Origin of the sequence: Bacillus coahuilensis m4-4, from assembly GCF_000171615.1 — a bacterium.
In the GTDB taxonomy this organism is placed as follows: Bacteria; Bacillota; Bacilli; order Bacillales; family Bacillaceae_K; genus Bacillus_T; species Bacillus_T coahuilensis.
Genome location: NZ_ABFU01000045.3, coordinates 1 through 24,181 on the forward strand (window position 1 = coordinate 1; position 24,181 = coordinate 24,181).

21 protein-coding genes, 4 pseudogenes and 1 riboswitch are annotated in these 24,181 nt (G+C 36.5%); of the genes and pseudogenes, 13 read left to right on the forward strand and 12 right to left on the reverse strand.

The window, feature by feature from the left end; all coding sequences use genetic code 11:
* The first annotated feature begins 155 nt into the window (after nt 1-155).
* From M44_RS11375 to M44_RS11390, 4 genes are all read left to right on the forward strand, one after another.
* Nucleotides 156-863, forward strand: a complete 708-nt coding sequence (locus M44_RS11375; protein ID WP_010173727.1) for a nitroreductase family protein — start codon at nt 156-158, stop codon at nt 861-863.
* A 234-nt stretch (nt 864-1,097) separates the two neighbouring features.
* Nucleotides 1,098-2,102 (forward strand): Delta(5) desaturase DesA, encoded by a 1,005-nt coding sequence (gene desA, locus M44_RS11380; protein WP_010173730.1) that lies wholly within the window; start codon nt 1,098-1,100, stop codon nt 2,100-2,102.
* A 47-nt stretch (nt 2,103-2,149) separates the two neighbouring features.
* Nucleotides 2,150-3,271, forward strand: coding sequence for a sensor histidine kinase (locus tag M44_RS11385; RefSeq protein ID WP_010173732.1), 1,122 nt, complete (start codon nt 2,150-2,152; stop codon nt 3,269-3,271).
* A 14-nt stretch (nt 3,272-3,285) separates the two neighbouring features.
* The gene (locus M44_RS11390) at nt 3,286-3,885 is read left to right on the forward strand and encodes a response regulator transcription factor (protein WP_010173734.1); all 600 of its coding nucleotides are present in this window, start codon (nt 3,286-3,288) and stop codon (nt 3,883-3,885) included.
* Between the two features lie 202 nt (nt 3,886-4,087).
* Here the strand turns inward: M44_RS11390 and M44_RS11395 are convergent, their stop codons facing one another.
* Entirely contained in the window at nt 4,088-5,125 is a 1,038-nt protein-coding gene (locus M44_RS11395) for a serine hydrolase domain-containing protein (RefSeq protein ID WP_010173736.1), read from the reverse strand.
* A gap of 348 nt (nt 5,126-5,473) precedes the next feature.
* On the opposite strand from M44_RS11395, the gene M44_RS11400 reads away from it, so the two are divergent.
* Nucleotides 5,474-5,701, forward strand: a complete 228-nt coding sequence (locus M44_RS11400; protein ID WP_010173739.1) for a hypothetical protein — start codon at nt 5,474-5,476, stop codon at nt 5,699-5,701.
* Between the two features lie 142 nt (nt 5,702-5,843).
* Nucleotides 5,844-8,448 (forward strand): annotated as a pseudogene (gene adhE, locus M44_RS22595) (bifunctional acetaldehyde-CoA/alcohol dehydrogenase).
* Between the two features lie 38 nt (nt 8,449-8,486).
* Here the strand turns inward: adhE and M44_RS11410 are convergent.
* The 3 genes from M44_RS11410 to M44_RS28250 form a co-directional block, all read right to left on the reverse strand.
* Nucleotides 8,487-9,056, reverse strand: a complete 570-nt coding sequence (locus M44_RS11410; protein WP_010173741.1) for a CBO0543 family protein — start codon at nt 9,054-9,056, stop codon at nt 8,487-8,489.
* 150 nt (nt 9,057-9,206) lie between these two features.
* A complete protein-coding gene (locus M44_RS28245; protein ID WP_237705274.1) occupies nt 9,207-9,725 on the reverse strand; it encodes a TRM11 family SAM-dependent methyltransferase in 519 nt (172 codons plus the stop codon).
* Entirely contained in the window at nt 9,716-10,144 is a 429-nt protein-coding gene (locus M44_RS28250) for a hypothetical protein (protein ID WP_237705275.1), read from the reverse strand. The genes M44_RS28245 and M44_RS28250 overlap by 10 nt, the downstream gene beginning before the upstream one ends.
* 133 nt (nt 10,145-10,277) lie before the next feature.
* Here M44_RS28250 and M44_RS11420 point away from each other — a divergent pair, with 133 nt between their 5' ends.
* Entirely contained in the window at nt 10,278-10,838 is a 561-nt protein-coding gene (locus M44_RS11420) for a DUF2179 domain-containing protein (RefSeq protein WP_010173742.1), read from the forward strand.
* A 219-nt stretch (nt 10,839-11,057) separates the two neighbouring features.
* Complete coding sequence (locus M44_RS11425; protein ID WP_010173743.1) at nt 11,058-11,645, forward strand: CBO0543 family protein; 588 nt, start codon at nt 11,058-11,060, stop codon at nt 11,643-11,645.
* 15 nt (nt 11,646-11,660) lie between these two features.
* On the opposite strand, the gene M44_RS11430 is transcribed toward M44_RS11425, so the two are convergent.
* The 6 genes and pseudogenes from M44_RS11430 to M44_RS29970 form a co-directional block, all read right to left on the reverse strand.
* Complete coding sequence (locus tag M44_RS11430) at nt 11,661-12,152, reverse strand: EAL domain-containing protein (RefSeq protein ID WP_010173744.1); 492 nt, start codon at nt 12,150-12,152, stop codon at nt 11,661-11,663.
* Entirely contained in the window at nt 12,118-12,264 is a 147-nt protein-coding gene (locus M44_RS29965; RefSeq protein ID WP_010173745.1) for an EAL domain-containing protein, read from the reverse strand. The genes M44_RS11430 and M44_RS29965 overlap by 35 nt, the downstream gene beginning before the upstream one ends.
* A gap of 31 nt (nt 12,265-12,295) precedes the next feature.
* Complete coding sequence (locus M44_RS11435) at nt 12,296-13,744, reverse strand: sensor domain-containing diguanylate cyclase (RefSeq protein WP_155814953.1); 1,449 nt, start codon at nt 13,742-13,744, stop codon at nt 12,296-12,298.
* A gap of 86 nt (nt 13,745-13,830) precedes the next feature.
* Nucleotides 13,831-13,915, reverse strand: a riboswitch (cyclic di-GMP riboswitch).
* 89 nt (nt 13,916-14,004) lie between these two features.
* Nucleotides 14,005-15,464 (reverse strand): annotated as a pseudogene (locus M44_RS22605) (protein adenylyltransferase SelO).
* Nucleotides 15,465-15,633: 169 nt separating this feature from the next.
* Nucleotides 15,634-16,566, reverse strand: coding sequence for a sensor domain-containing diguanylate cyclase (locus tag M44_RS11445; RefSeq protein ID WP_420167112.1), 933 nt, complete (start codon nt 16,564-16,566; stop codon nt 15,634-15,636).
* A pseudogene (locus tag M44_RS29970) lies at nt 16,561-17,219 on the reverse strand (histidine kinase N-terminal 7TM domain-containing protein); the annotation flags it as partial. The pseudogene M44_RS29970 and the gene M44_RS11445, both read right to left, overlap by 6 nt.
* Nucleotides 17,220-17,429: 210 nt before the next feature.
* Here M44_RS29970 and M44_RS11455 point away from each other — a divergent pair.
* A complete protein-coding gene (locus M44_RS11455) occupies nt 17,430-17,795 on the forward strand; it encodes a rhodanese-like domain-containing protein (protein WP_010173750.1) in 366 nt (121 codons plus the stop codon).
* A 46-nt stretch (nt 17,796-17,841) separates the two neighbouring features.
* Here the strand turns inward: M44_RS11455 and abc-f are convergent.
* Nucleotides 17,842-19,393, reverse strand: a pseudogene (gene abc-f / locus M44_RS22610) (ribosomal protection-like ABC-F family protein).
* A 445-nt stretch (nt 19,394-19,838) separates the two neighbouring features.
* Here abc-f and M44_RS11465 point away from each other — a divergent pair.
* A complete protein-coding gene (locus tag M44_RS11465; protein WP_010173751.1) occupies nt 19,839-20,471 on the forward strand; it encodes a 2OG-Fe(II) oxygenase in 633 nt (210 codons plus the stop codon).
* Nucleotides 20,472-20,678: 207 nt separating this feature from the next.
* Here the strand turns inward: M44_RS11465 and M44_RS11470 are convergent, their stop codons facing one another.
* The gene (locus M44_RS11470) at nt 20,679-21,464 is read right to left on the reverse strand and encodes an SDR family NAD(P)-dependent oxidoreductase (protein ID WP_202795625.1); all 786 of its coding nucleotides are present in this window, start codon (nt 21,462-21,464) and stop codon (nt 20,679-20,681) included.
* A 211-nt stretch (nt 21,465-21,675) separates the two neighbouring features.
* Between M44_RS11470 and M44_RS22615 the strand changes: the two genes are divergently transcribed.
* The 3 genes from M44_RS22615 (at nt 21,676) to M44_RS11485 (ending at nt 24,181) form a co-directional block, all read left to right on the forward strand.
* Nucleotides 21,676-22,329 (forward strand): TetR/AcrR family transcriptional regulator, encoded by a 654-nt coding sequence (locus M44_RS22615; RefSeq protein ID WP_010173753.1) that lies wholly within the window; start codon nt 21,676-21,678, stop codon nt 22,327-22,329.
* A 246-nt stretch (nt 22,330-22,575) separates the two neighbouring features.
* A complete protein-coding gene (locus M44_RS27030) occupies nt 22,576-22,917 on the forward strand; it encodes a hypothetical protein (protein WP_010173755.1) in 342 nt (113 codons plus the stop codon).
* Entirely contained in the window at nt 22,889-24,181 is a 1,293-nt protein-coding gene (locus M44_RS11485; protein ID WP_162013669.1) for a GGDEF domain-containing response regulator, read from the forward strand. Before M44_RS27030 ends, M44_RS11485 begins: the two co-directional genes overlap by 29 nt.

Here is a 24,181-nt window from a genome sequence, read left to right on the forward strand (position 1 = left end):
GCCCCGCCATCCTTGCGTGCACCTTTTACACCCTTGCATGCACTTCCTACCTTTGCGCTCACCTCCCCTTTCACTAAGTAACTGTACTTGACTCAGTTGCAGTTTAGAGATTATACTGTATCTTAAATTAATACAGTTAAAGTGGAGGAAGAAAAATGACAAATAAATCGATGAACAAAGAAGAATATTTAACGAAAGTGACAGAAATTGATACCACTACAGAGCAACCTAAAGTATTGGATACTACTGATTTCTTTACAGTTGCAAAAGAACGTCGTTCTGTGCGTCAATATGATCCGAATCATAAAATGGAGCGCAGCGAAATTAAAGAAATATTAGAAACAGCGATTTTAGCTCCTTCATCATCTAACCTTCAACCCTGGAGATTTTTAGTGATTGAAGATCAAGCAGCTAAAGAAGAGCTTTTACCTATAGCCAATAATCAAAAGCAAATTGTCGATGCTTCTGTTGTAATAGCAGTGCTTGGTGATAAGTATGCATACAAAAATGCGGATCAAATCTACACGCAGATTGCTAAAAAAGGCAATATGAGTGATGAAATCAAAGAAATGTACGTGAATAGTATCCTAGATAACTATGGTAATTTCCCTGAGGAGCGCTTAAGCAAGATTAGCTTAATTGATGGTGGATTAGTTTCAATGCAACTAATGCTTGCAGCCAAAGCAAAAGGATATGATACGGTTCCTATGGGCGGCTATGATGCTGATGAATTTGTAAAAACCTTTAATGTGCCTAATCATTTAGAACCCGTAATGCTAATATCTCTAGGAAAAGGGGCAAAAGCAGGGTTTGAGAAAACTCGTTTACCTCTTGAAGATGTACTTGAATGGAATAAATATTAATATCTCCCTGCGCCTGATTGTATGAATAGCAATCAGGCGTTTTTTTTTACAAAAGCTTAACACTTGTCTATCCCTTATCCCATAAGGCCTATCCCCTACTAATATGACACTTATCATGTTTCCTATATGACAGCTATGTCTATTAGAATGTAAGCGCCTCGCCTATACTAAGGGCAATGAAAAACGCAATCCGAAGGGATGAGTGAAAACGATGTCTAAAGAAAAACCAAAAAAATGCTACGAAAGCTTGTAGCACCTTACGAAAAATCTGACCATATGAAGAGTACGATTCAATTGTTGAATACATTGCTACCCTTCTTTCTTGTTTGGTTTCTAGCTTACAAAAGTTTGGAAATTCACTACATTATTACGCTAGGATTCGCTATAATTGGGGCAGGGCTGTTAACAAGAATTTTTATCATTTTTCATGACTGTTGTCACCATTCCTTTTATAAAAATCGCAAGCTGAACAGTGTGCTTGGAACCATCACAGGAGTCTTAACATTGTTTCCATTTAAAAAATGGCAGCATGAGCATTCGGTTCACCATGCTTCCAGTGGAAATTTAGATAAGCGTGGTGTGGGAGATATATGGATGATGACGGTTGAAGAATATCAGCAGGCGACACCAATGACTCGGTTACAATATCGTCTATATCGTCATCCAATTGTGATGCTGTTTATTGGACCTACGTATGTATTCTTGTTTAAAAATCGAATGAACCGAAAAAAGGCTCGTAAAACGGAACGACTTAATACGTACCTAACGAACGCATTGATAGCTGGAATAATTGTCCTACTTTGCTATACAATTGGATGGGAAGCGTTTCTACTCGTTCAAGCTCCTATTTTCTTAATTTCTGGCACAATGGGTGTTTGGTTATTTTACGTACAGCATACATTTGAAGACTCTTATTTTGAATGGAGCGAGGAATGGGAATATGTAAAAGCTGCTGTCGAGGGAAGCTCATATTATAAGCTTCCAAAAGTGCTACAGTGGTTTACTGGAAACATTGGCTACCATCATGTTCACCATCTTAGTCCTAGAGTACCGAATTATAAATTGGAAGATGCTCATATGAATGCAGAGCCACTTCAGCATGTACCTACCATTACATTACGTACCAGTTTAGCTTCGATTAAATTTCGCTTATGGGACGAAAAAAACAAGCGATATATCGGATTTAAACAATTAAAGCAACTGAAAGTTATAAAAGAAATGCCAGTACAGTCAAACTAATTTGACTGTACTTCGTTTCATGTAAATTGAAAAGAGAGGTATATACAATGATGAAACGGTATCTTACCTTTCATAAAAACAATGGAATCTCCCCGTATATATGGGTTATTTTATTTATTCTTCCGTTTTATTTTATCTTTCAATTGTCCACGACAGTTGAAATGGTAATTGGAATTATTTTAACCGTATTATTTTTTATCTTTTATCGTATCGCGTTTTTTGCGAAAGGGTGGCTAGTCTACTTGTGGACGTTCATACTTATTGGAATTTCTGCCACCTCCACCACATTATTTAGCTATGTTTACTTTGCTTTTTTCTTAGCTCATTACATTGGAAATATTAAAGAAAATCCGACTTTTTTAATACTGTACTTTTTTCATCTTATTTCTACTTCCATTTCCATTAATCTTGGAATCGTTCAGCAGAACCCAATGTTTCTCCAGCAGCTTCCCTTTGTTATTGTCATTTGGATCGCTGTGATTCTCTTACCTTTTACCATTCACAACCGGAATGAACGGGGTGAACTTGAAGAGAAGCTTGAAGATGCGAATAAAAGGATTTCTGAATTAATTGTTCTTGAAGAACGGCAGAGAATTGCGAGAGATCTTCATGATACGTTAGGTCAGAAGCTTTCATTAATTGGTTTAAAAAGTGATCTTGCTCGTAAATTAATCAATAAGAATCCTGAACAATCAAAGCAAGAATTAAAGGATGTTCAACAGCAAGCTAGGACCGCTTTGAACGAAGTACGAAAAATGGTTTCAAGCATGAGGGGAATTCGTCTTCAGGACGAGATCCCTCTTGTGAAAGAAATTCTTGCAGCCGCTGAGATTAAATATGCTGGAATAGATGAAGTCACTTTAACAAATGTTTCTTTACTTACAGAAAATATATTAAGTATGTGCTTGAAAGAAGCTGTCACGAACACCGTGAAGCATAGCGGGGCAACCATTTGCTCCGTAACCATTGAACAGACTTGGAAAGATATTATATTAACCATTCATGATAACGGAACGTTTAAGGCTCCCTCCATGAAAGGCATTCAAGGAAACGGCTTACTAGGTATGAGAGAACGACTTGGCTTTGTGAATGGTAATTTAGATATTAAAACTGACGATGGAACCACATTAGTGATTTCTGTACCAATTGATGTGAAACAGTCCGAATAGGAGAGGATCAAATTATGATTCGAATTGTAATCGCAGAGGATCAGCAGCTATTATTAGGTGCCTTTGGATCATTACTTAGCTTAGAGGACGACATGGAAGTCGTGGGAAAAGCCTCAAACGGCGAGGAAGCTATTAAGCTAGTTCAAGAATTGAAGCCTGACGTTTGTATGATGGATATCGAAATGCCCGGGAAAACAGGATTAGATGCAGCTGAAGAGCTTAAAGGGCTAGGGTGTAAAGTCATTATTCTTACCACCTTTGCACGAACTGGTTACTTCCAGCGAGCGGTGAAGGCAGGCGTTATGGGTTACCTTTTAAAGGACAGTCCAAGTGAGGAGCTTGCAAGCTCCATCCGCCGTATCATGCAAGGGAAACGGATTTATGCACCTGAGTTGATTGAAGACGTCTATACAGAACAAAACCCCTTAACCGAAAGAGAAATTGAAGTTTTAGGGCTTGTCGCTGATGGTAAAAATACAAATGAAATTGCGAACGAGCTTAGCATTAAGGCCGGAACGGTCCGAAACTATATTTCTGCTATTTTAGATAAACTAGAAGTAAAGAATCGAATTGAAGCTATTACTCAATCTAAGGAAAAAGGATGGTTTAAATAATATATTCTGAGTATCCTTGAACTGAAAACACAGCAATGAGCAGAGATCATAATCTCTGCTCATTGCTGTGTTTCACTATTTTTCTTTTCTCTGAAAACACCCGGTTGTTTAACTTATATCTGTTGTTTGAGCTTTAATATTTAAATAAGGATAGTGGCTTCCTCTCATTACTGGTAACCTGTTCACTTTAAAAACTAAAGCTTTAAGTTAGAAGAGATTTATATATTTCGCCAATAATTCCTTCTAATTGATGAACTCCTAATTCTGCATTAGTCATTATAACTGCACCTTTTTCCATATGTGGGTATGCCACCATCATACATTGAAAGCCTATTCCCCAACCGAGTGATGAAATTTCAACTTCTATCTCCTCCCCTTCAAGAAATACGCCTAACCCTAGCCAGCTCTTACCTTTTTGCGGAGATATCATTTCATTTGCTAGACTTTTAGAAATTCCAAGCTTACTATCTCCTTTTACTGCATTCATCAACTCAAGAACTAGTGTAGCTAAATTCATAGAAGTTGTCCAAAGTCCAGAAGCTGCAGGATAAGGATATACTGGATGTTTTCCTTCAACTAACTTACCGTTTTTCTTATGACCACATGAAAATTTTTCTCTATTTACTTCAGACATTATCATATTTAACTGACTATTTTTTATTTCAAGTGGTTCAAATATCAATTCATTGATCACCTGATAAAACTGCTTTTTCGTTACATCTTCTATTAGTTGTTGAATAATACAATACCCTGCATCTGAATAATGGAATTCACTCTCAGGTTCGAATTGAACTTCAATAGGCTCCTTACAATAATGGGATTTCCCTTCCAATATTTCAACCATTGAAGGAACTCCCATATCCAAGTTTAATTCAAAAAAACTATTCTCAGGATCCTTAATTCCAGATTGATGACTAAGCAAGTTTCTTAAGGTAACCTTTTTATTTAGTGTGTATTTATTTTCAGGCACTTTCCAAGTAACAAGTGCTTCATTTACATCACTATCTAAATTCAGATACCCCTCTTCTAGTAACTTTATTGCTAACAATCCTGTTAAGAATTTACTAATGGAACATGCACAGAAAATAGAATCATTATTTACTTTTCTATTGCTATTTACTTCAAGTAAACCATAATTTTTCGTTTTCTTAATTTGACCGTCACTGAACAACACAATACTTAAACCGTTTACATTATAATATTTCATTCTTTCTTCAATATTGATATTTTTTAATTCCACTATTCTCTCCCCTAGTTAGCTTTATATTAAAATAATACTGTGGATGTCACTCCTATGAAGGGTTTTTCCAAGTTTAGGAGTGATGTATAGTTAGAGCATATAACCATCCTTATCTTTAACAAAGCTACGTTTTTAAGAAACCATTTAACACGTCCATTCTTCTTCTGATTTTAACACAATTATCCAATTTCCATTCGACTATATAGCATTTACATGTATACAACCTATGAAATTATCCTATAAAGATATGACTTTGATACTTTCACACTTTGTTCAATATTTCACAAACTATCCCCTGCTCTCTCATGCTACAATAAACCCATAGAACAGCAAAGGAAGTGAATGAAAATGATGATATGTGAATGGAAAGACTTTAGTACAGATGCAGACACTTACACTCTTGAAGCATTTGAAGAAACTGTTGGAGACCAATTCGAATCAATGATGATCGAAGAAGGAGAAACAATTCCATCTTACATCTGGACATTAAATTATGTGATTATCATCAAGCAAAGCACTAGAATGTTTAGTGACATCTCATTTGCAAAGATTCCTCGCAACCCAGTATGTCAGTAATAAAGGCTGTTTACATTTGTTAGTTTATGTGAAATGTTTCACAATAATGGGTCACCTAACACAGAATGATATACAGCAAGCATCCATTTAAATTTTACCCCATCATGTGAATAGTTTCACAATATGAATAGGAGGAAAAAACATGGTAGTGGCAGACAAACCAAAAAAGAATGAAAAGTCCGTTGTAGAAACGATTGGTGAATTGACAAGTAAAGGGTTAAAAGCATTAGAGCAATTTCGCAAGTTAGATCAAGATCAAGTTAACACCATTGTAAAAGAAATGGCACTAGCTGGATTAGACAATCATATGACATTAGCTCGCATGGCAATTGATGAAACAAAACGCGGTGTGTATGAAGACAAAATCACAAAAATATTTTCTCTACCGAGTATATTTATCACAATATCAAGTATGATCGTACAGTTGGTGTGATTTCAAAAAATGAACACGAAGGTGTAGTCGAGATTGCGGAACCAGTTGGTGTCGTTGCAGGGGTAACTCCTGTTACCAACCCAACATCTACAACAATGTTTAAAGCTATTATTTCCTTAAAAACAAGAAATCCTATTATTTTCGCTTTCCACCCTTCTGCTCAAAAATGTAGTAGTGAAGCAGCAAGAGTATTACGTGATGCTGCCATTAAAGCTGGTGCTCCAGAAAACTGTATTCAGTGGATTGAAACTCCGTCATTAGAAGCAACACAAACGTTAATGAACCATGATGATATCTCATTAATTCTCGCTACTGGTGGAGCTGGTATGGTGAAATCAGCTTACAGTTCTGGTAAACCTGCACTTGGCGTAGGCCCAGGTAACGTTCCTTGCTATATTGAAAGAACAGCCAATGTGAAACGAGCAGTGAATGATCTTATTCTATCAAAAACATTTGATAATGGTATGATTTGTGCCTCAGAGCAAGCAGTTATAATCGATAAAGAAGTGTATGAAGAAGTGAAAAAAGAAATGATCTCACATAGCTGCTATTTCTTAAGTGAAGAAGAAAAGAAAAAAGTTGAAAAGCTTGTCATTAACGAGCATTCCTGTGCAGTAAATGCGAATATTGTAGGAAAGCCTGCTGCAGAAATTGCTAAAATGGCAGGAGTAACCGTGCCAGAAGATACAAAAATCCTCATTGCCGAAACGAAAACAGTTGGACCAGAAGAACCATTATCTCGTGAAAAATTAAGCCCAGTTCTTGCATGCTACCGTGTAAGAAGCACAGAAGAAGGCTTAACTCGTGCTGAAGAAATGCTAGAATTCGGAGGAATTGGTCACTCTGCTGTTATTCACTCTGAGGATGAAGAAGTTCTTCACCAATTTGGAGCACGTATGAAAGCTGGTCGATTAATTGTCAATGCACCATCTTCACAAGGGGCAATTGGTGATATCTACAATGCTTATATGCCTTCTCTTACTCTTGGCTGTGGAACATATGGCGGTAACTCTGTATCTCAGAACGTAGGGGCAATTAACTTGATAAACAATTAAAAAAATGGCAAAGAGAAATAATAATATGCAGTGGTTTAAAATTCCACCAAAAGTTTATTTTGAAAAGAACTCTACTCAATATCTAGCAAAAATGCCTGATATTTCAAGAGCTGTCATCGTTACGGATCCAGGCATGGTGAAGCTAGGCTATGTGGATAAAGTTCTATACTATTTACGTAAACGCTCTGACTATGTACACTGCCAAATCTTCTCAGATGTAGAGCCTGATCCTTCAATTGAAACTGTCATGAAGGGCGCAGAGATGATGAAGAAATTTAAGCCTGATGTCATCATTGCTCTAGGCGGTGGATCTGCAATGGACGCAGCCAAAGGTATGTGGCTATTCTATGAGCATCCAGAAACATCCTTTGATGGATTACGTCAAAAGTTCTTAGATATCCGTAAGCGTGTCTTCAAATATCCAAAGCTTGGTGAGCAATCTAAATTTGTGGCAATCCCTACTACATCAGGTACTGGATCTGAAGTAACGAGTTTCTCTGTTATCACAGACAAGGAACGTGGTATTAAGATACCACTTGCTGACTACGAGTTAACCCCTGATGTGGCGATAATCGATCCGCAGTTCGTCATGACTGTACCAAAGCATATCACAGCTGATACAGGAATGGATGTATTAACTCACGCAATTGAAGCGTATGTGTCAAATATGGCAAATGACTACACAGATGGGCTTGCCATTAAAGCAATCCAGCTTGTATTTGAATATTTACCAAAGGCATATCATAATGGTAGTGACGAAGTGGCTCGAGAAAAAATGCATAATGCCTCTACTATTGCCGGAATGGCGTTCGCCAATGCATTTTTAGGAATTAACCACAGCTTGGCTCACAAACTTGGGGCAGAATTCCATATTGCCCACGGCCGAAGCAATACAATTTTGATGCCACATGTTATCCGATACAATGCTGAAAAGACCTAAAAAATTTACTGCATTTCCTAAATACGAGTACTTCAAAGCCGACGAGCGCTACGCAGAAATCGCTAGAATTTTGGGATTACCTGCACGTACAACAGAAGAAGGCGTAGAAAGCTTAATTCAAGCGGTTATTAAACTAGCTCGCGAGCTTGAAATACCGATGAGTATTGAAGCGAACGGTGTGAAAAAAGCTGACTTTGAAAAAGTAGTCGACCAATTAGCTGATCGTGCATTTGAAGACCAATGTACAACTGCTAATCCAAAGTTACCTCTTGTGACAGAATTAGCTGAAATTTACCGTAGTGCCTATAAAGGAGTATAAGTAGAAAGGCCATTCTAAAAGTAGAATGGCCTTTTATCTTAATCCACTGACTTAGACATTTTGTGAAAAACTTTCACCACAATCACACTAAATGCGAATGCTATTAAGTAATAATACAAAAGCTTTACATTAGAAAAGTCTGGACTTAGCCAAAATAGGTCAATTGCTTCTAAAAATGGTTTCAATATAAATGAAAACACAAGTGTTGTACCAATAGAAACCAAGTAAAAAAGAATAGGCCTGTGATATGTATATTGATAAATTAACATAAACACTACAGGAATAAGAGAAGTATCCAATGTAACATTTGACGGAGCCACAGGTGAAATTAAAAATGGGTATCCCCACAGTCCATCTTTAACTCCGAGTGAGTCGAGAAATACAGCAATCGTATGCATAGAAAAACCAAAGAAACCGATCTCAAAAATTCTCTTACGATCTATCAGGAAGAATAATACAAGTAATGGTATTACTAACATAAGAACAGAAGCCCAAAATCCCCACGAATTAAACCCTGAGTAAGCTTCCCAATACTGATTTAATTCTTCAGCCAGGGAAATTCGATGACCTACCATTTGTTCAAATTCTATCCGTTGTTCTTCATTCAACTGAAACACCTACCTTGACTAAAACTTCTTACCTCCTATAATTTCCATAATTTCTGTATTCATTCTCCTACTTTACACAAAAGCGTAAATATCAGACATGCCCTCACGACTTCTTGTTACTATAAATAAGCTGGCACTCTCTTCTATTGGTTATTCACAAACCAATATATGTCGGATAAACGAACCTTTTACTATCTTCCCTTCATCTTTCACCAGAAAGCCAGATTCTTTCAGTATAGGTTTTACATTCTCTACCGTTACTATGATTAATCGTTTCGTAATGAGCCTTGCTTGCTTCAACATACTAAGCTGATCTTCAGACGTAATAACTGAACATAGGTTATACGGCAAATCAATCACAGCAGCATCAAATTGTTTATGGATAGGAACCTGAATGTCACGTAAGTCTCTTAACCTCACGTCACATTCGTACCCAAAATATGCAAGATTTTCTCTAATTCCTTTCATGACTAACGGATTATTGTCACTTCCGATAATATTGATACCCATTGAAAGAGCCTCAATTAATACAGTTCCAATTCCGCAGCAAGGGTCAATCACACGAGTCCCTTCAATGCTTGGAGCCGCGATATTGACAACAGCTCTCGCTACTCTTGTACTTAATGCTGTCGAATATTGATGAGGTTTTTTTTGATGATTTAGCCACACAGACTCACTTTTTTGCGCTTTCCAATTAGCCAGCTTTCAGCTACCTTACAAACCACTAATTCAACTTTAGGATTTATTAAATCAGGAGTTCCTTTTAAACGTAATCCTATTTCCTTTTCTACCCTTTTTCTAGTAGGAAAGGATGTTTCATCCTTACCTACTTTTCGGTAAACTACTTTAAATTGATGAAACGTTTCACCGAAACTAGAGATGGTTAAAATCAAACTGTCTATCGAATCTGCCTGCTCTATTACATCCAAGCGTTCCTTAATAAATGGGCTACGACTTGGGTCTATCTTTGTTGCACTGACTATCCATTCGTCCTCCGTACTATATCCAAAAAGGGCACGTTGCTCTAATTGGCAAAGTTCCTTTTCAGTTTCATGATAAGCGTATAGATACACATAATTTAAGTTCATGTCGAATTCATCACTCTCTACTCTTAGCTTGTATTATTTTACAGATTAAATCTTTGTAAAATAGTTTCTTTCTCTCTGCTACTAATGATACCATGAGGACACTAATGATTTTTTACAGAAATGGGGAATTGTTTTGCTAGATATTATTTTGATCTTTCTTATTCAAATTGTCTTCGTCCCAATTTTAACACTACGAACGATCTTCATGGTAAAAAGTGAAAAAGAGAAAGCATCATTTGTAGGAGCTTTAGAAGCACTTGTCTACATCTTTGGTGTATCACTAGTGTTAAGTGGAGAACAAAGCATAGGGCAAATGATCGCTTATGCTCTAGGTTTCGGAATCGGTATTTATATCGGAGGTATAATTGAAAACAAATTGGCGATTGGGTATACAACGTATAATGTAAATTTACAATCTCATAATATAGAGTTGATTGAAAAGCTTCGATTTGAAGGCTACGGAGTAACGGTGTATGAGGGTCAAGGGCGTGACAGTAAACGGTACAAGCTTGAAATTCTTACAAAGCGCAGTAGTGAACCTAAGCTTGAATGGATTATAGAAGAGTATGAGCCAAAAGCTTTTATAATCTCCTATGAACCAAGGAAGTTCAAAGGTGGATTCCTTGTTAAGGCGATGAAGAAGAGGTTAAATGTGAAAAAACAAAAAGAATTAAAACTAAAGAGTGAAAATTAATGTTCACTCTCTCTTCAGAACCTTCCAACCTTAAAGTGGAAGGTTTTGTCGTTTCGACATAGAGAAAAGGAATAGTACTTTCTCCAATCCAGGGAAAAGAAATAGCCTGTCTTTTAGAAAGTCTGGTTATTTCTTTTATTTTCATAAAATAGGAAATTTGTCGCAAAATAAGGGAATCATCTTGATCAATTCTAACTTGTAGATTGGATGGACAATATTATGATAACAAACGAATTAGTACCTCTCCTACAACTAGTCAATTTGATTGCTTTTGAAGAGATTGTACAATTAAAAAGAGAGTACATGGATTCCTTCATTTCTTATTGGTGGGAGCATAACTTTTTAACACCTGAATGGTGGGTATTGGTTATTTTGAGTGTACTATCACCGATTGTCTGGTGGGTGTTAGTGAATAAGAAGAATATCATCGTGATTACGTTGTTTGGATTATTTTATGGAATGGCTGCCATTATATTAGACTCTATCGGTAGTAATGCCATCATATGGAGTTATCCTGTTCAGGTATCTCCTTACTTATTCCCTCAACTATATCCATATGATGTAGGTATTGTTTTAATACCCTTTATGCTTGTTTACCAACGTTACGGGGAGAACTTTAAAAAGTTCTTGTTTGCTTCTTTAGCTCTCTCCTTTTTTTTAGCATTTGTTGCGGAACCAATAATGGAATTCTTTCATATATACAAAGAAATCACATGGAAGAATATCTACTCTTTTCCTATCTATTTTCTCCTTGCAGTCATTTGTTGGTGGATTGTTCATGAATTTAAAAAAATCGAGCAGAAGTAAGTTCTTCTGTTCGATTCATTGTAGCTGTGAAAGCTTTTGTTGATGCAGATTTTCTAATAGAGTGGTAACAGCACCAGAGGGCATGGGTTTATTGAAATAATAGCCTTGAAAATAGTGACAACCCATTTGTACAAGGGAGTCCATTTGCTCCTTTGATTCCACACCTTCTGCTAATACACGTAAATGTAAGTGGTTGCCCATAGAAATGATTGCCTTCGTTACATTTAAGCTTTTCTCGTTGTTCTCTATATTCATGATAAAATCTCTAGCCACCTTAATTCCATTCAATGGAAAGGTATGTAAATAAGCTAATGAAGAGAAGCCCGTTCCAAAATCATCCAGTGTCACACGAACTCCTAAATCCCTTATATTCTCTAGTTGTCCCACTACCTCGCAATTCTCAAACAAGCCAACTGATTCTGTTATTTCTAGTTCAAGATGTAATGGAGATACTTCTGTTTCTTTTAAGATATCATGAACTAACTGATCTAAATTTTTGGTTTTCAAGCTGCTTGACAGATATATTGACAGCTACCGTTATAGGTGTAAATCCTTTCTCACTCCAAGTCTTTGCTTGTTGACATGCTTTACGAAGAACATACTCCCCTATATCCGGCATCAGCCCAGTTTCTTCTGCAATAGGAATAAATTCAGATGGTGAGACACTTTCTCCATTTTTCTATTTTTAATCGTGCTAAAGCTTCCATTCCGACAATCTCGGAACCTTTATATTGTGGCTGGTAATACACATCCAAACGTTGACTCGTGGTCGCTTCTTTTAATTCTCGTTCAATTTGGTTCCTTCGTTCAAACTTAATATATAAGGGTTCATCAAACACGGCGTATCCGTTTCTTCCAGACCCTTTAACATGATAGAGTGCTGCATCTGCCTGTTTGAGAAGCTGATTTATATGTATTTTATGCAGGTTAGAATGAACTACACCAATGCTACACGACAAAGATAATTCAAATGAATTAATGAAAAACGGAACTTTTAGCACATCAACCATTTTCTCTGCTAAGCTCTCAACTTGTTTCTCACCTACTGCAAGAAGAATACAAAACTCATCTCCACCTAATCGAATGACCTTTCCATAGTCTCCCAGACACTCTTTCAGTCTTAATGCAAATTCTCTAAGGAGGTTGTCTCCTACTTCATGTGAATATAAGTCATTAATCGCTTTAAAACGATCTAAATCAATATACATTAATGATAGGTTTTCATGGGATTTCTGCTCATTTTCGTTTAGTTCGTTTATGTATTTCTCTAAAAATCTTCGATTGTACACACCTGTCAGCTCATCGTGATAGGCTAAAAATTCAATCTTTTGACTTTTCATTTTCTCTTCCGTCACATCAAATAAAATACCTGTCAGTAGAGACGTCTCTGAATGCCCATCCTGATACGGATACAATCGTTCTTTAATATACCGAACTTCCCCGTTGCTTTTGATAATTCTATATTCCCGTTTAACTGAATCCTGTTGGATCCCTTGAAAAGTGAGAAAATTTAGTCGCGAGGCATCTTCTGGATGAATCATTTCTAAATAATAATCATAGTTCACTAGTAAATCTTTTTGAGGAATTCCCGTTAATTTTTCCATTCCAGAAGATACAAAATGTACTTTTTTACTGGTGACATTCATTAAATAAATACCAACGTCCATGGATTGGTAAATGGTTTTTAATTGTTGCTCATTTTGCATAAGCTTCTGCTCTATTTTAGAAGCACGCTGAAATCCATTGACTACAAATAGTAGGTTAGGAATGGCTACAACGAATAATAGAAGATTAATCGTGCTGTCAGCATGAAATATGACAGGATATCTAAACCAAATCCAATAGATAGATTCAATAATGGTGACTAATCCAATTGTTTGAATACTAAATGTCCAAATAGATCGATTGCCTGTCAAGATATGAAAATATATAAATAGTCCAATCACACTAAACGAAAGAAGTAAGGTAAAGAAATTGGTCCAATCACTATCAATTGAAAAGAGCTGATGAAGAATGATTTTTAAAAGAAACGAGATAATGCCTATACTCGCCATAGCTACTATAAATACTCGCTTACTCCCTACTTTCACTCTATTCACCCTCTCAACTACCTAGTTCTTTTATACCACTATCTACAATAAAAAAACCGACCTTACTAAAAGGACGGTTGAAATCTACTACAATAGACTGCAACTGGCTGGCATGTCACGAATGATTTAGCCCCTTTAGTTTTGCGTCCTACCCTTTCAAGTAGTTTGCCGAATATAAAATTAGGTATTATTTACTAAATTCAATATAATATATATTTATGAAAGAGTAAATGATAATTTATAAAATAATAGAAATATTTTCCTTATCTTTACGTTCCACAGTACGTAATGTAATCATCATTACCATCTCGTGAAAGCTTCTGATACTCCTTTTGATTTTCAGAGTGGGCGTATGGATTTTTTAAGACTTCAAGCAATTTTTTATCACATCATAATTTCCTTCAGCCGCTGCTTCAAGTGCCTCTTCTACTCGATGATTTCTTGGGATTACGGCAGGATTTGAGCGTTGCATTTGCTTATACGCTTCCATTTGAGATTGTTCTTGATCGTGCAGACGTTTCTTCCAGTTTTTCAACCACGTTTGAAACTCATCTGACTCATACATGACAAGTTCTTCTTTATTATTGTTCATAAGCGAGATAAATGTGTTCGTATAATCCAACTTATATTCATGCATTATTTTAAGTAACCCATCAAATAGTGATTGGTCCGATACATGCTCTTCAAATAAACCTAGCTTATCTCTCATTCCCTTCTTCCAATAGGTATGATAGGTTGTAGGGAATGAGGAGAGTATAGATTGTGCCATATCAATTGCTTCTTTCTCATCCTTATGTAAAAGAGGAATTAAGCACTCCGCTAGACGGGCTACGTTCCATCCTGCAATGTATGGCTGGTTCCCAAATGCATAACGACCTTTTACATCAATGGAACTGAAAACCGTACCTGGGTCAAATGTATCCATAAACGCACATGGCCCGTAGTCAATGGTCTCACCGCTAATGGTCATATTGTCTGTATTCATAACTCCATGGACAAACCCAATTAGTTGCCATTTCGCTACTAATTCCGCTTGACTCTTCAAAACTTCTTCTAAAAATTTTGAGTAGCGATCAGGTTCGTTAAGTAGGTGTGGGAAATGCCTGTTTATAGCATAATCGGCCAGATCTTTGACATCGTCAATGGTCCCAAAAGAGGCGGCATACTGAAAGGTTCCTACCCGAAGATGGCTTTTAGCTACTCTTGTGAGCACTGCACCAGGAAGCCTGGTCTCTCTAAGAATTTCATCGCCTGTCGACACGACCGCTAAGCTTCGGGTAGTTGGAATCCCAAGTCCATACATTGCTTCACTAATAATGTATTCACGTAGCATTGCGCCAATAGCAGCTCTGCCATCGCCCCCTCTTGAGTAAGGTGTTCTTCCCGCTCCTTTTAACTGAATGTCAACCCGTCCACTATTAGGCGTAATTTGTTCACCAAGGAGTACGGCTCGACCATCGCCTAACATCGTAAAGTGAGCAAATTGATGACCTGCATAGGCTTGTGATATAGGATTGGCTCCTTCTGGTACTTCATTACCAGATAAAATGGCGACTCCCTCCTCCTCTTGCAGCATTTTTTCATCTAAACCTAGTTCACTGGCTAATCGTTCATTCAATAACAATAGTTCCGGAGCGCGAACTGGTGTCGGTAGCTGTTTGGAATAAAACTTATTGGGCAATTTAGAATAACTTAGCTCTAAATTCCACCCACACTTATTTGAGTTCATAGGATCTCCTTTCAAGAGATGCGTATAGAATAGATTTACCTTTATTATAACCCTAACTACCTTTACAACGCTCGAATTGTGAATGGGAAAAAAATAGTATATTAACTCAACGCAAGAAGAATTAGACAAAAAAACAAACTGCGAAAAGAATCAGTTTGCTTTTTTATTTCTATGTATATTGAATTACACTACCTATCTCGTCTTGATATATCTGCACTCGATTTCGACCATTCTCCTTTGCATGATATAAGGCAAAATCAGCTTTTCGAATAAGAGGCTTTAGCTCTTCTTTATTTATATTTCCACAAGCTACCCCAAAGCTTGAAGTAATCGTTATGGGTACACCTATTCCCCATTGATTAAACTTAGAGATAGCAAGGCGGATGTCGTTTGATCTCTCTTCAGCTTCCAAAGAGGTAACGCCTGCCATACAAATGATAAACTCTTCCCCACCGTATCTTCCAAATAAATCTTCTGATCTTAGCATGTCTTTTACAAGAGACGCTACGTGTTCTAATACGTAGTCTCCCGTTTCATGACCATATGTATCATTTACCTGTTTAAAATGGTCTATATCAAACATGACAACTGCCAATTGCTCTTGTTGAGTATGTAATTTATCTACTAATGCTTCTGCTAACTCCATAAAATATGTTCGGTTCCATATTTTTGTTAGTCCATCAATTGTTGCAAGTTCTTTTAATTGTCGTTGCATTTGTACTCTCTCCGTTATGTCCATAAATGTAACGGCCTGCCCCATGACACCTCTTTTACTAGCTACTGGAGTAAATTTCAAATGGAATATTTTATTAGCATTCTCAACAGGTAATTCTAAGTCTACATCTTGTTCAATGGAGAGAATATCAACTATTGCTGGATTAATAGAAAACACAGTAGAAACAGTTTTACCAATCATTCCTTGTTCAAGAAAAGGAAAGATTTCTACCAATGCTAAGTTAAAATCAACAATCATCCTTTGCTTATTTACAACCAAAACGCCATCTTGCATGCTCTCAAACACAGAATCTCTTGCAATCGGAGCGACATTAAACATTTGAAAGTATCTAAGAGAAATACCAAATAAAACGAATGATAAGCTCATAAATACTGGCCCTAGATCTATTCCATAGGGACTCAAACCAATCATATAGAGATTAGCACCAGCTAATGGGAGAAGTAGCCCAATAATCATAAGAAGTATTTGTATGCGAAACCTTCTGACTGAAGATTGAAGTTGTCTTAACAGTATGACAACACCAAGCATCACACAAAGAAAGGAATATCCTGAGTGAACGTAATAAAGTGGACCACCTTCCAGTCGTAGAATTGGAAATGGTGTATCCTGACTCATTCCCATATACCTATAATAAAGACCATGTAATTCATTCGTGTGATTAAAATACAATGTTAAAAATGGAATGATAAATAGCGAACTTCTAAGCCACAGTGTCGTTTTTAATCCTATATATTCAAACACATCAGTAAGACGAACACAGGAATAAATGGGAGACCAAAATACTCCATCTTCACCCAAAATTGTACAGTGCTTAACTCCCCACTCAAAAGCTCAAACACGTACGAAAAAGTAAATACAGCGGCAAATAAGGTTGCTAAAATAAAGTACGTTCCTCCAGGTGCATCTTTAATTCGGATCATTCCCTGTACACATAAGAAACTACTTAACAGTCCAGCTAAGCCTATGGCCAAGATATAGAATATCAGATCTTGCGGCATCATCATCTCTCCGTTATTCATTTATAGTACAATCATACCATTTTCCTTTCATCACTTGGATACACTTAACCACTATAGTGAAAAGAATTTTATTCGTTCATAACTAACAAGGAGTTTTGGAAGATTTAAGAGTTTTAGTAAAGAGAAATTCCACCCTTCATATACCCTGTATGGTATAATGATTATATAAAATACAGAAACACTCTTTACCATTTGAAAGGAGATTGAGAAATGAAAAGAACGATTTTAGTCTTAGTATCACTAGTCATTTTTTTAACTGCTTGTGTTAACCAGCAAGATGAGAAATATGAGACCATTTCTCTAGAGAAGGTGAATGAACTTAGGGAGAATGTTCAAGTCATTGATGTACGAACACCAGATGAATATCATTCTGGCCACATCCCAAACGCAATAAATATTCCCTTAGATGACATAGAAAATCAACTAACATCATTGGAACAATATGAATCTTTTATCTTAATCTGTCAAAGTGGGAACCGTTCACAGCAGGCAAGTGAAATTTTGGCGAAAAATGAAGTAAGTGGGTTCTATAATGCGGAAGATGGGATGAGAAATTGGAGATATGAGATAGAATAAGAGTAGAAGGTCCACAGATCTCCTACTCTTTCAATTCCTATTGCTCTTAATCTTTTAGTAAACGTTTTTGTGCAAGTAGTTTTTGAAATTCATTTTCTAATTCCTCGCTAGGCTCCAAACTTAAACGACTTAGCACGTCGATGATTCTGTTTTCAATCACCATAAGCTCTTCATTAATTATTGACTGTTTATTCGTCCATGCATTCTCCTTAACCTCTTGATATCCACCTTCATACATCACTAATTCCTGGTTCTCTATTCGAAGGATTCGATTGGCGACTTGCTCTACAAATCTTCGGTCATGAGAGACAAATAGGACCGTTCCATCGTATTCCTGCAATAGAGATTGTAGTGCAGTCACAGCTTGGATATCCAAGAAATTAGTGGGCTCATCTAAAATTAGCGTGTTGATGTCACGAACAAAAAGCTTTGCAAGTGACACTTTCACTCGCTCCCCTCCACTTAACACTCCTACCTTTTTATACACATCATCCCCATAGAAATGAAGTCTTGCAAGAACTGTTCGAATCAATGTTTCATGTTGAACCGAACTTGATTGAACATTTTCCAAGACACTTAGCTCGTCATCTATCGTCATTAAGTCTTGTCTAAAATATCCTATTTTACTATGGGGTGAAACTGATACTCCTTCCGCTCCCTCTATAACCATATTGACTAGCGTAGACTTTCCGCTTCCATTCGGACCAAGTATGGCTAACTTATCTCCTCCTTTAATATAGAAGGTTGCAGGTTTCCACAGAATCTTTGAACCTACTTTACAAGACACACTCTCTAGACGCGCAATCATTTTACCTTTAATATAGTCTTCATCTGGTAAATCCATTTTCACTTGTGGAATTTCTTTCACCCGTTCTACTCGTTCAAGGTTTTTTATTCTTGACTCTATCGCCTTTACAGATTGATACAGCTTCTTTTGTTTTTTAGCAAAGTGAGGTTTACTTCCTCTTACTTCAATTTCTTTTACCTTTGTTTGTTTTTTCAGCATTCAGTTTCTTTAGCTTTAGGGCCTTTTCAAGCTGCTTTCTCTTCGCTTCATACTTTTCATAAGCGACCATTTGCCTTTCTTTCTCCGCCAGTTTCAGTTGCTGATAGGTAGAGTAGTTCCCCTTATACACTTTTATTTTTTGATCTTCAAGCTCCCATATGACAGTACAAATGGAGTCTAAGAATGCTCTGTCATGAGAAACGATGACAAGAGCTCCTTGATAATTTTTTAATCGTTTTTCCACCCACTCAATATGGGATGTATCAAGATTAGATGTTGGCTCATCTGCAAATAATAGTTCTGGTGCTAATAAAAGCTTCTCTTGAACATTCTCTTGCGTGATCTCACCTCCGCTTTTCGGTTGTTCATGATCGACCAATTGGGAAAGCACTTCACTACTTCCATAACGATGAATGTGTCCTGTATCTGGCTTTAAAGACCCGTGAAGAATATTTATTAATGTAGACTTTCCACTTCCATTCACTCCAACAAGTCCTATCCTTGCATTCTGTTCAATTTTTACATGCTCAATATCTAGCAAGAGTTTATCTTTTATATAATATTGAATCCCGACTGCTTCTATTAGATTCATACATATCACCTATCCCTCTTAATTTCTGGGACAAAAAATGCCCCCTTATTCAAATCAGAATAGGAGGCATACGTATAGAAGGGTCGCCAAAGAAAACTAAGCTGGCGTCAACTATATGAAGCAACATCCTATTCTGAAACCAAATGAACTCATGGCAAATAATACAGACATATCGTCCGTTTATCCTTGCCCTAGATTCACTTTGTTCACATCATAGGATTAGTACTTCATCTAATTGGGTCACCCTTTCCTTATTTCATTAGGTACACTGTAAAACACCTCGTTAAAATTGTCAAATCTTTCAAAATCTTAAACTAGAAAAAAAGATAGCTATTCTCCCATCCTGGTGATATATTATTCAATAAAAAAGTTTTACGTTTAACTTGCTTCTCATTTCTCCTGTTTTTTCGAAATTTTATGAATACTAAAGAGGTAGATAAAATTGATGATGGAAACAAAAGAATTAGCTATCTTCAACCATATTGGAAATAAAATTAAGACAGATGATCGAGATGTTCAAATACTTGCGAAGTTCCACGAGCCATTTGTAGCTGTACTAGGAAATGTACTGAGTGATGAAGAATGTGATGAACTAATTTCTCTATCAAAAGATCGTATGAATCGTTCTAAAATTGCCGGCAACCAGGAAAACGATATTCGCACAAGTACAAGTGTCTTTCTACCTGAAGACGCGAGTGAAGTAGTGCAGCGAGTGGAAAAGCGAATCTCGCAAATTATGAATATACCAGTTGAACACGGGGAAGGTCTTCAACTATTAAATTACCAAATAGGACAAGAATACAAAGCCCATTTTGACTTCTTTTCACCAAAAAAATTAATTGAAAACCCTCGTATTAGCACACTTGTTCTATATCTAAATGATGTAGAAGAAGGAGGAGACACATACTTTCCAAACTTAAAGTTATCCGTTTCTCCTCATAAAGGGATGGCTGTGTATTTTGAGTACTTTTACGATGATCCAATGTTAAATGAATTGACTTTGCACGGCGGTGCACCTGTCACTATTGGTGATAAATGGGCAGCGACGATGTGGATGAGGAGAAAAGCGATTAGATAATAGGCTTGTTCATTACGTTTATTTCGTTGCGGAAATTAACTTTGCTTTCCGCTTAGTCCCGCCGTATCGTACCCTCAATAAAATGAATGTTGCAAACATGAAACCCGACTTTCTTTTACTAGAAGAGTCGGGTTTCTTATTTGGAAATATTTCCAATAATCGTATAGTCCATAGCATAACCTTCTCTAATAGTAACTCACTCCAAAATCATTCAACTTCCTGCATCAAACGAACTTGCTTCATTAACATTTTCTTAGGTAATAGCGGTGCCATATTCATTACTATTCGTTGACCGTATGTTACTCCTGCAATAACATTTAACTTCCCATCTAGCATGGCATCATATCCATCCTGCGCGACTTCTTTCGGACTAAATGTACGATCGAATAATTTCGTCTGATCCATTCCTGAAGTTTGCGCAAATTCTGATTCAGTAGCACCAGGTAACAAAGCGGTTACTGTTACATTCGTATCATGAAGCTCTTCTGCGATGGCATTACTAAATGACGTCACATACGCTTTTGTTGCATAGTAGACAGCTTGAAGCGGACCTGGCATTAAAGAAGCAGTTGACGATACGTTTAGAATTTTTCCACTGTTTCGCTTTACAAAATCAGGTAAGAAATATCTAGTTAATTCGGTTAGAACAAGAATATTTAATTGGATCATCGCAAGGTCTTGTTCCCAATCACGCTCATGGAACTTCCCACGCCCACCAAAGCCTGCGTTATTTATTACATAATCGATCTCAATCCCACTATTCTTTACTTCTTCGTAGATTTCTTTTGGTGCTGCCTTTTCCGTTAAATCTTTTGACAATACTTTTACTTGCACACCGTACGTTTTTTCAAGTTCATGTTTTAACTCTAACAGTTTATCTTCACGTCTAGCAATAATGACAAGATCTCCGCCTTTACTTGCATGAATTCTTGCAAACTCCTTGCCAATTCCACTTGATGCTCCTGTAATTAATGCTGTGTTTTTCATATTCATCTTCCTACATCCTTTCGTATTTCATCTCTATATAATGTTAGTTAGTTTACACAATGTTACTTATTATTCAATATAAGTTACACAGTGTTACTTGTCAATGAATATAAGATGAAAATAAGACGTTATTTTAGAATGCTACCATTTTAAGTTTCAGTTTGTTACTAAATAAACGATTATGATACAATATTCATAGTACACAGAGGTGAATGATATGACGTTTGAACGAGCAAGGAACGAGGAAAACAAACGGATACGTTTAGAAGAAATTAAATCAGCTGCAATTAAGTTGTTTGATCATTATCCTTATCATAAAATAACGCTTGCTAAAATCGGAAAAGAAATCAATTTTACGCGAGCCAATCTATATAAATATGTTTCCTCTAAGGAGGATATTTATATTCATATTATGTTAGATGAAATTAAACATGTAGTGGATGAAATGGAAATTACCCTTATGACAGAGGATCAACTTGACGCTAAATCCTTTGCCTATTCGTGGGCTTTACTATTAGACAAAAATCCACGGTATTTAAAGTTATTCTCCCTTTTGTTCACCATACTTGAACAGAATGCTACTTTAGAAACTTTAGTAGAGTTTAAAAACGAGCTAGCTACGATTAACCTACGAATTTCAAAAGTTATTCAGCATAACTTTCCAGAATTTAATGACCAAGATGTAGCAAAACTACTTCATATGTCATTTGCTTACATCATTTCAGGCTATTCCTTTTGCCAGCCAAGTGATTTGCAGCGTGAGGCAACAAAGCTATCTCACTATAGCTACACGTTTCCAAACTTTGTGGACTCCTTTACGGAGACCCTCGTGCTTATTGTAAATGGCATGAGGCTTGGAAAAATAGTTTAAATTAAATAGCCAGAAGAACATGCCTAACTGAGTGATAGTAGCCAACTCAATTGGGCATTTTATTTTTAGAGAATACATTGATAACATGAAGTTGTCGAATATGTAAGATATTTGTCGAAATAATGCATAATTCACTCTATTAGTGTTCTAAAAGATAGTATAATGAATTGAATAACTACTACTACTCGTACCTCATTAATTTTGAGAAACAGAGAATGAGTATGCAACGAAAGGTGACGAGAAGATATGATGAAATACAAAAAGCATCTTATACACTCTATAGAACAAAAGATAGATGAATGGGAGGCTCTCAACCTGATCTCTCATTCAGACCTTATTCAATACCTTCAAACATTAATAAGTTCATCAACAGTTCTTGGACTAATTGACATAGAAAAACAATCTAAAGATTACTTAGAAGTTATCTTATCGGAAGAAGCGAAAGACTACTCCTATACATCCATTTACCCTTTTTTAGAAGAACAATTACAAACTTTATCCAATTTATCTTCTGATGACATCCAATTATCACTCTCTAAAAAAAACCGTAGGAGGCGACTTGCCCACACTCATGGTGATCGATCATGATCTAGAAAGAATGGTTCAATCTAAACAAGAATTCGATGCCTGGGGTTGGTATGTTGCACCGATTACAGTGAATGAAGAAATTATTCGTGCCGTTTATCGATTTAAGCCAGATACCATCTTAATTCATTCTTCGATAGTTGAAGATGATCGTACTAAACATACTATTTACACTCTTATGAACAAGCTACGTGATATTCGAATTCCCTTTTCCATTCAGCTTGATAACCCAGGCACTTCTTCTACATCATTTTATCGTTTAGGAGCAGAAGTAGTTTTTTTAAAGAAAGAACAGATATCAACTGTTCACAATCGTTTGTTAAGTATTGTTCGAAAAGAAAAGCTAAATGAACCAATAATTTTAATAGACCCCTTTACTAAGCTACCGAATGAAAGATTCTTGAAACATTTTAATGAAACCCTAGAAGCTCTTTATAATGGATATACTGAAGGCTCATATTTGGTGTATATAGATATCGATCGTATTAAGGTCGTCAATGACGCCTTTGGTTATGATTATGGTGACGAAGTCATACAGTGGCTTAGTCAATTGCTGAAGGAGCATGCAAGGAAAGAAGATTTATTAATTAGAATAAAGGGCGAGGAGTTTGCTCTTCTACTGCCTAAAACAACAAAGCATCAGGTGATAAAAAGAATCCGGTGGTTACAAACTATTTTTTCCGAGCATCCATTCCTTGCGGAGGGGAAAACCTTTTATTCATCTTTCTCAGCAACGGTTGTCAAAATGGATCATTCAACTAAATCCCTGTTAGATTGGATCACATTTGCTCATGAAACAATGTACGAACAAGAACAGGATGAAACTCAAACAGCGACTCTCCTGCATTCATCTGATGATGGGAAATTCATTCAAGAAATGAAAGTGGCCATCGTTGATGATGATCCGATCATTCGTACTATTTTGACGGATATACTAAATAATTTACCACGGGACCCAGGTATTCAATTTGACATTATGGCATTTCCAGATGGATTAACTTTTATAGAATCACCTTGGCACAACGACTCTCCTTGTCTAGTTATTTTAGATGGGGTGATGCCCAAAATGGATGGTCTTGAAGTATTAGAACAATTAAGAAAGCGGGAAGATTCAGATCGCTATCAGGTCTTAATGTTATCCTCACGTAGAAGTGACAAGGACATTGCCCTTTCATTATCATTAGGAGCCAATGACTATATGACGAAGCCATTTAAATTACTTGAGCTTGAAGCCCGTCTGCAACAGCTTATCAAAAGGATGGTCTAA

Excerpts from the sequence above, each read along its gene's own strand:
- M44_RS11375 (WP_010173727.1), top strand. The coding sequence starts at position 156 with ATGACAAATAAATCGATGAACAAAGAAGAATATTTAACGAAAGTGACA.
- desA (WP_010173730.1), top strand. The coding sequence starts at position 1,098 with ATGCTACGAAAGCTTGTAGCACCTTACGAAAAATCTGACCATATGAAG.
- M44_RS11385 (WP_010173732.1), top strand. The coding sequence starts at position 2,150 with ATGATGAAACGGTATCTTACCTTTCATAAAAACAATGGAATCTCCCCG.
- M44_RS11390 (WP_010173734.1), top strand. The coding sequence starts at position 3,286 with ATGATTCGAATTGTAATCGCAGAGGATCAGCAGCTATTATTAGGTGCC.
- M44_RS11400 (WP_010173739.1), top strand. The coding sequence starts at position 5,474 with ATGATGATATGTGAATGGAAAGACTTTAGTACAGATGCAGACACTTAC.
- M44_RS28250 (WP_237705275.1), bottom strand. The coding sequence starts at position 10,144 with ATGAACTTAAATTATGTGTATCTATACGCTTATCATGAAACTGAAAAG.
- M44_RS11425 (WP_010173743.1), top strand. The coding sequence starts at position 11,058 with ATGATAACAAACGAATTAGTACCTCTCCTACAACTAGTCAATTTGATT.
- M44_RS29965 (WP_010173745.1), bottom strand. The coding sequence starts at position 12,264 with ATGCCGGATATAGGGGAGTATGTTCTTCGTAAAGCATGTCAACAAGCA.
- M44_RS11445 (WP_420167112.1), bottom strand. The coding sequence starts at position 16,566 with ATGAGCTTATCATTCGTTTTATTTGGTATTTCTCTTAGATACTTTCAA.
- M44_RS11455 (WP_010173750.1), top strand. The coding sequence starts at position 17,430 with ATGAAAAGAACGATTTTAGTCTTAGTATCACTAGTCATTTTTTTAACT.
- M44_RS11465 (WP_010173751.1), top strand. The coding sequence starts at position 19,839 with ATGATGGAAACAAAAGAATTAGCTATCTTCAACCATATTGGAAATAAA.
- M44_RS11470 (WP_202795625.1), bottom strand. The coding sequence starts at position 21,464 with ATGAATATGAAAAACACAGCATTAATTACAGGAGCATCAAGTGGAATT.
- M44_RS22615 (WP_010173753.1), top strand. The coding sequence starts at position 21,676 with ATGACGTTTGAACGAGCAAGGAACGAGGAAAACAAACGGATACGTTTA.
- M44_RS27030 (WP_010173755.1), top strand. The coding sequence starts at position 22,576 with ATGATGAAATACAAAAAGCATCTTATACACTCTATAGAACAAAAGATA.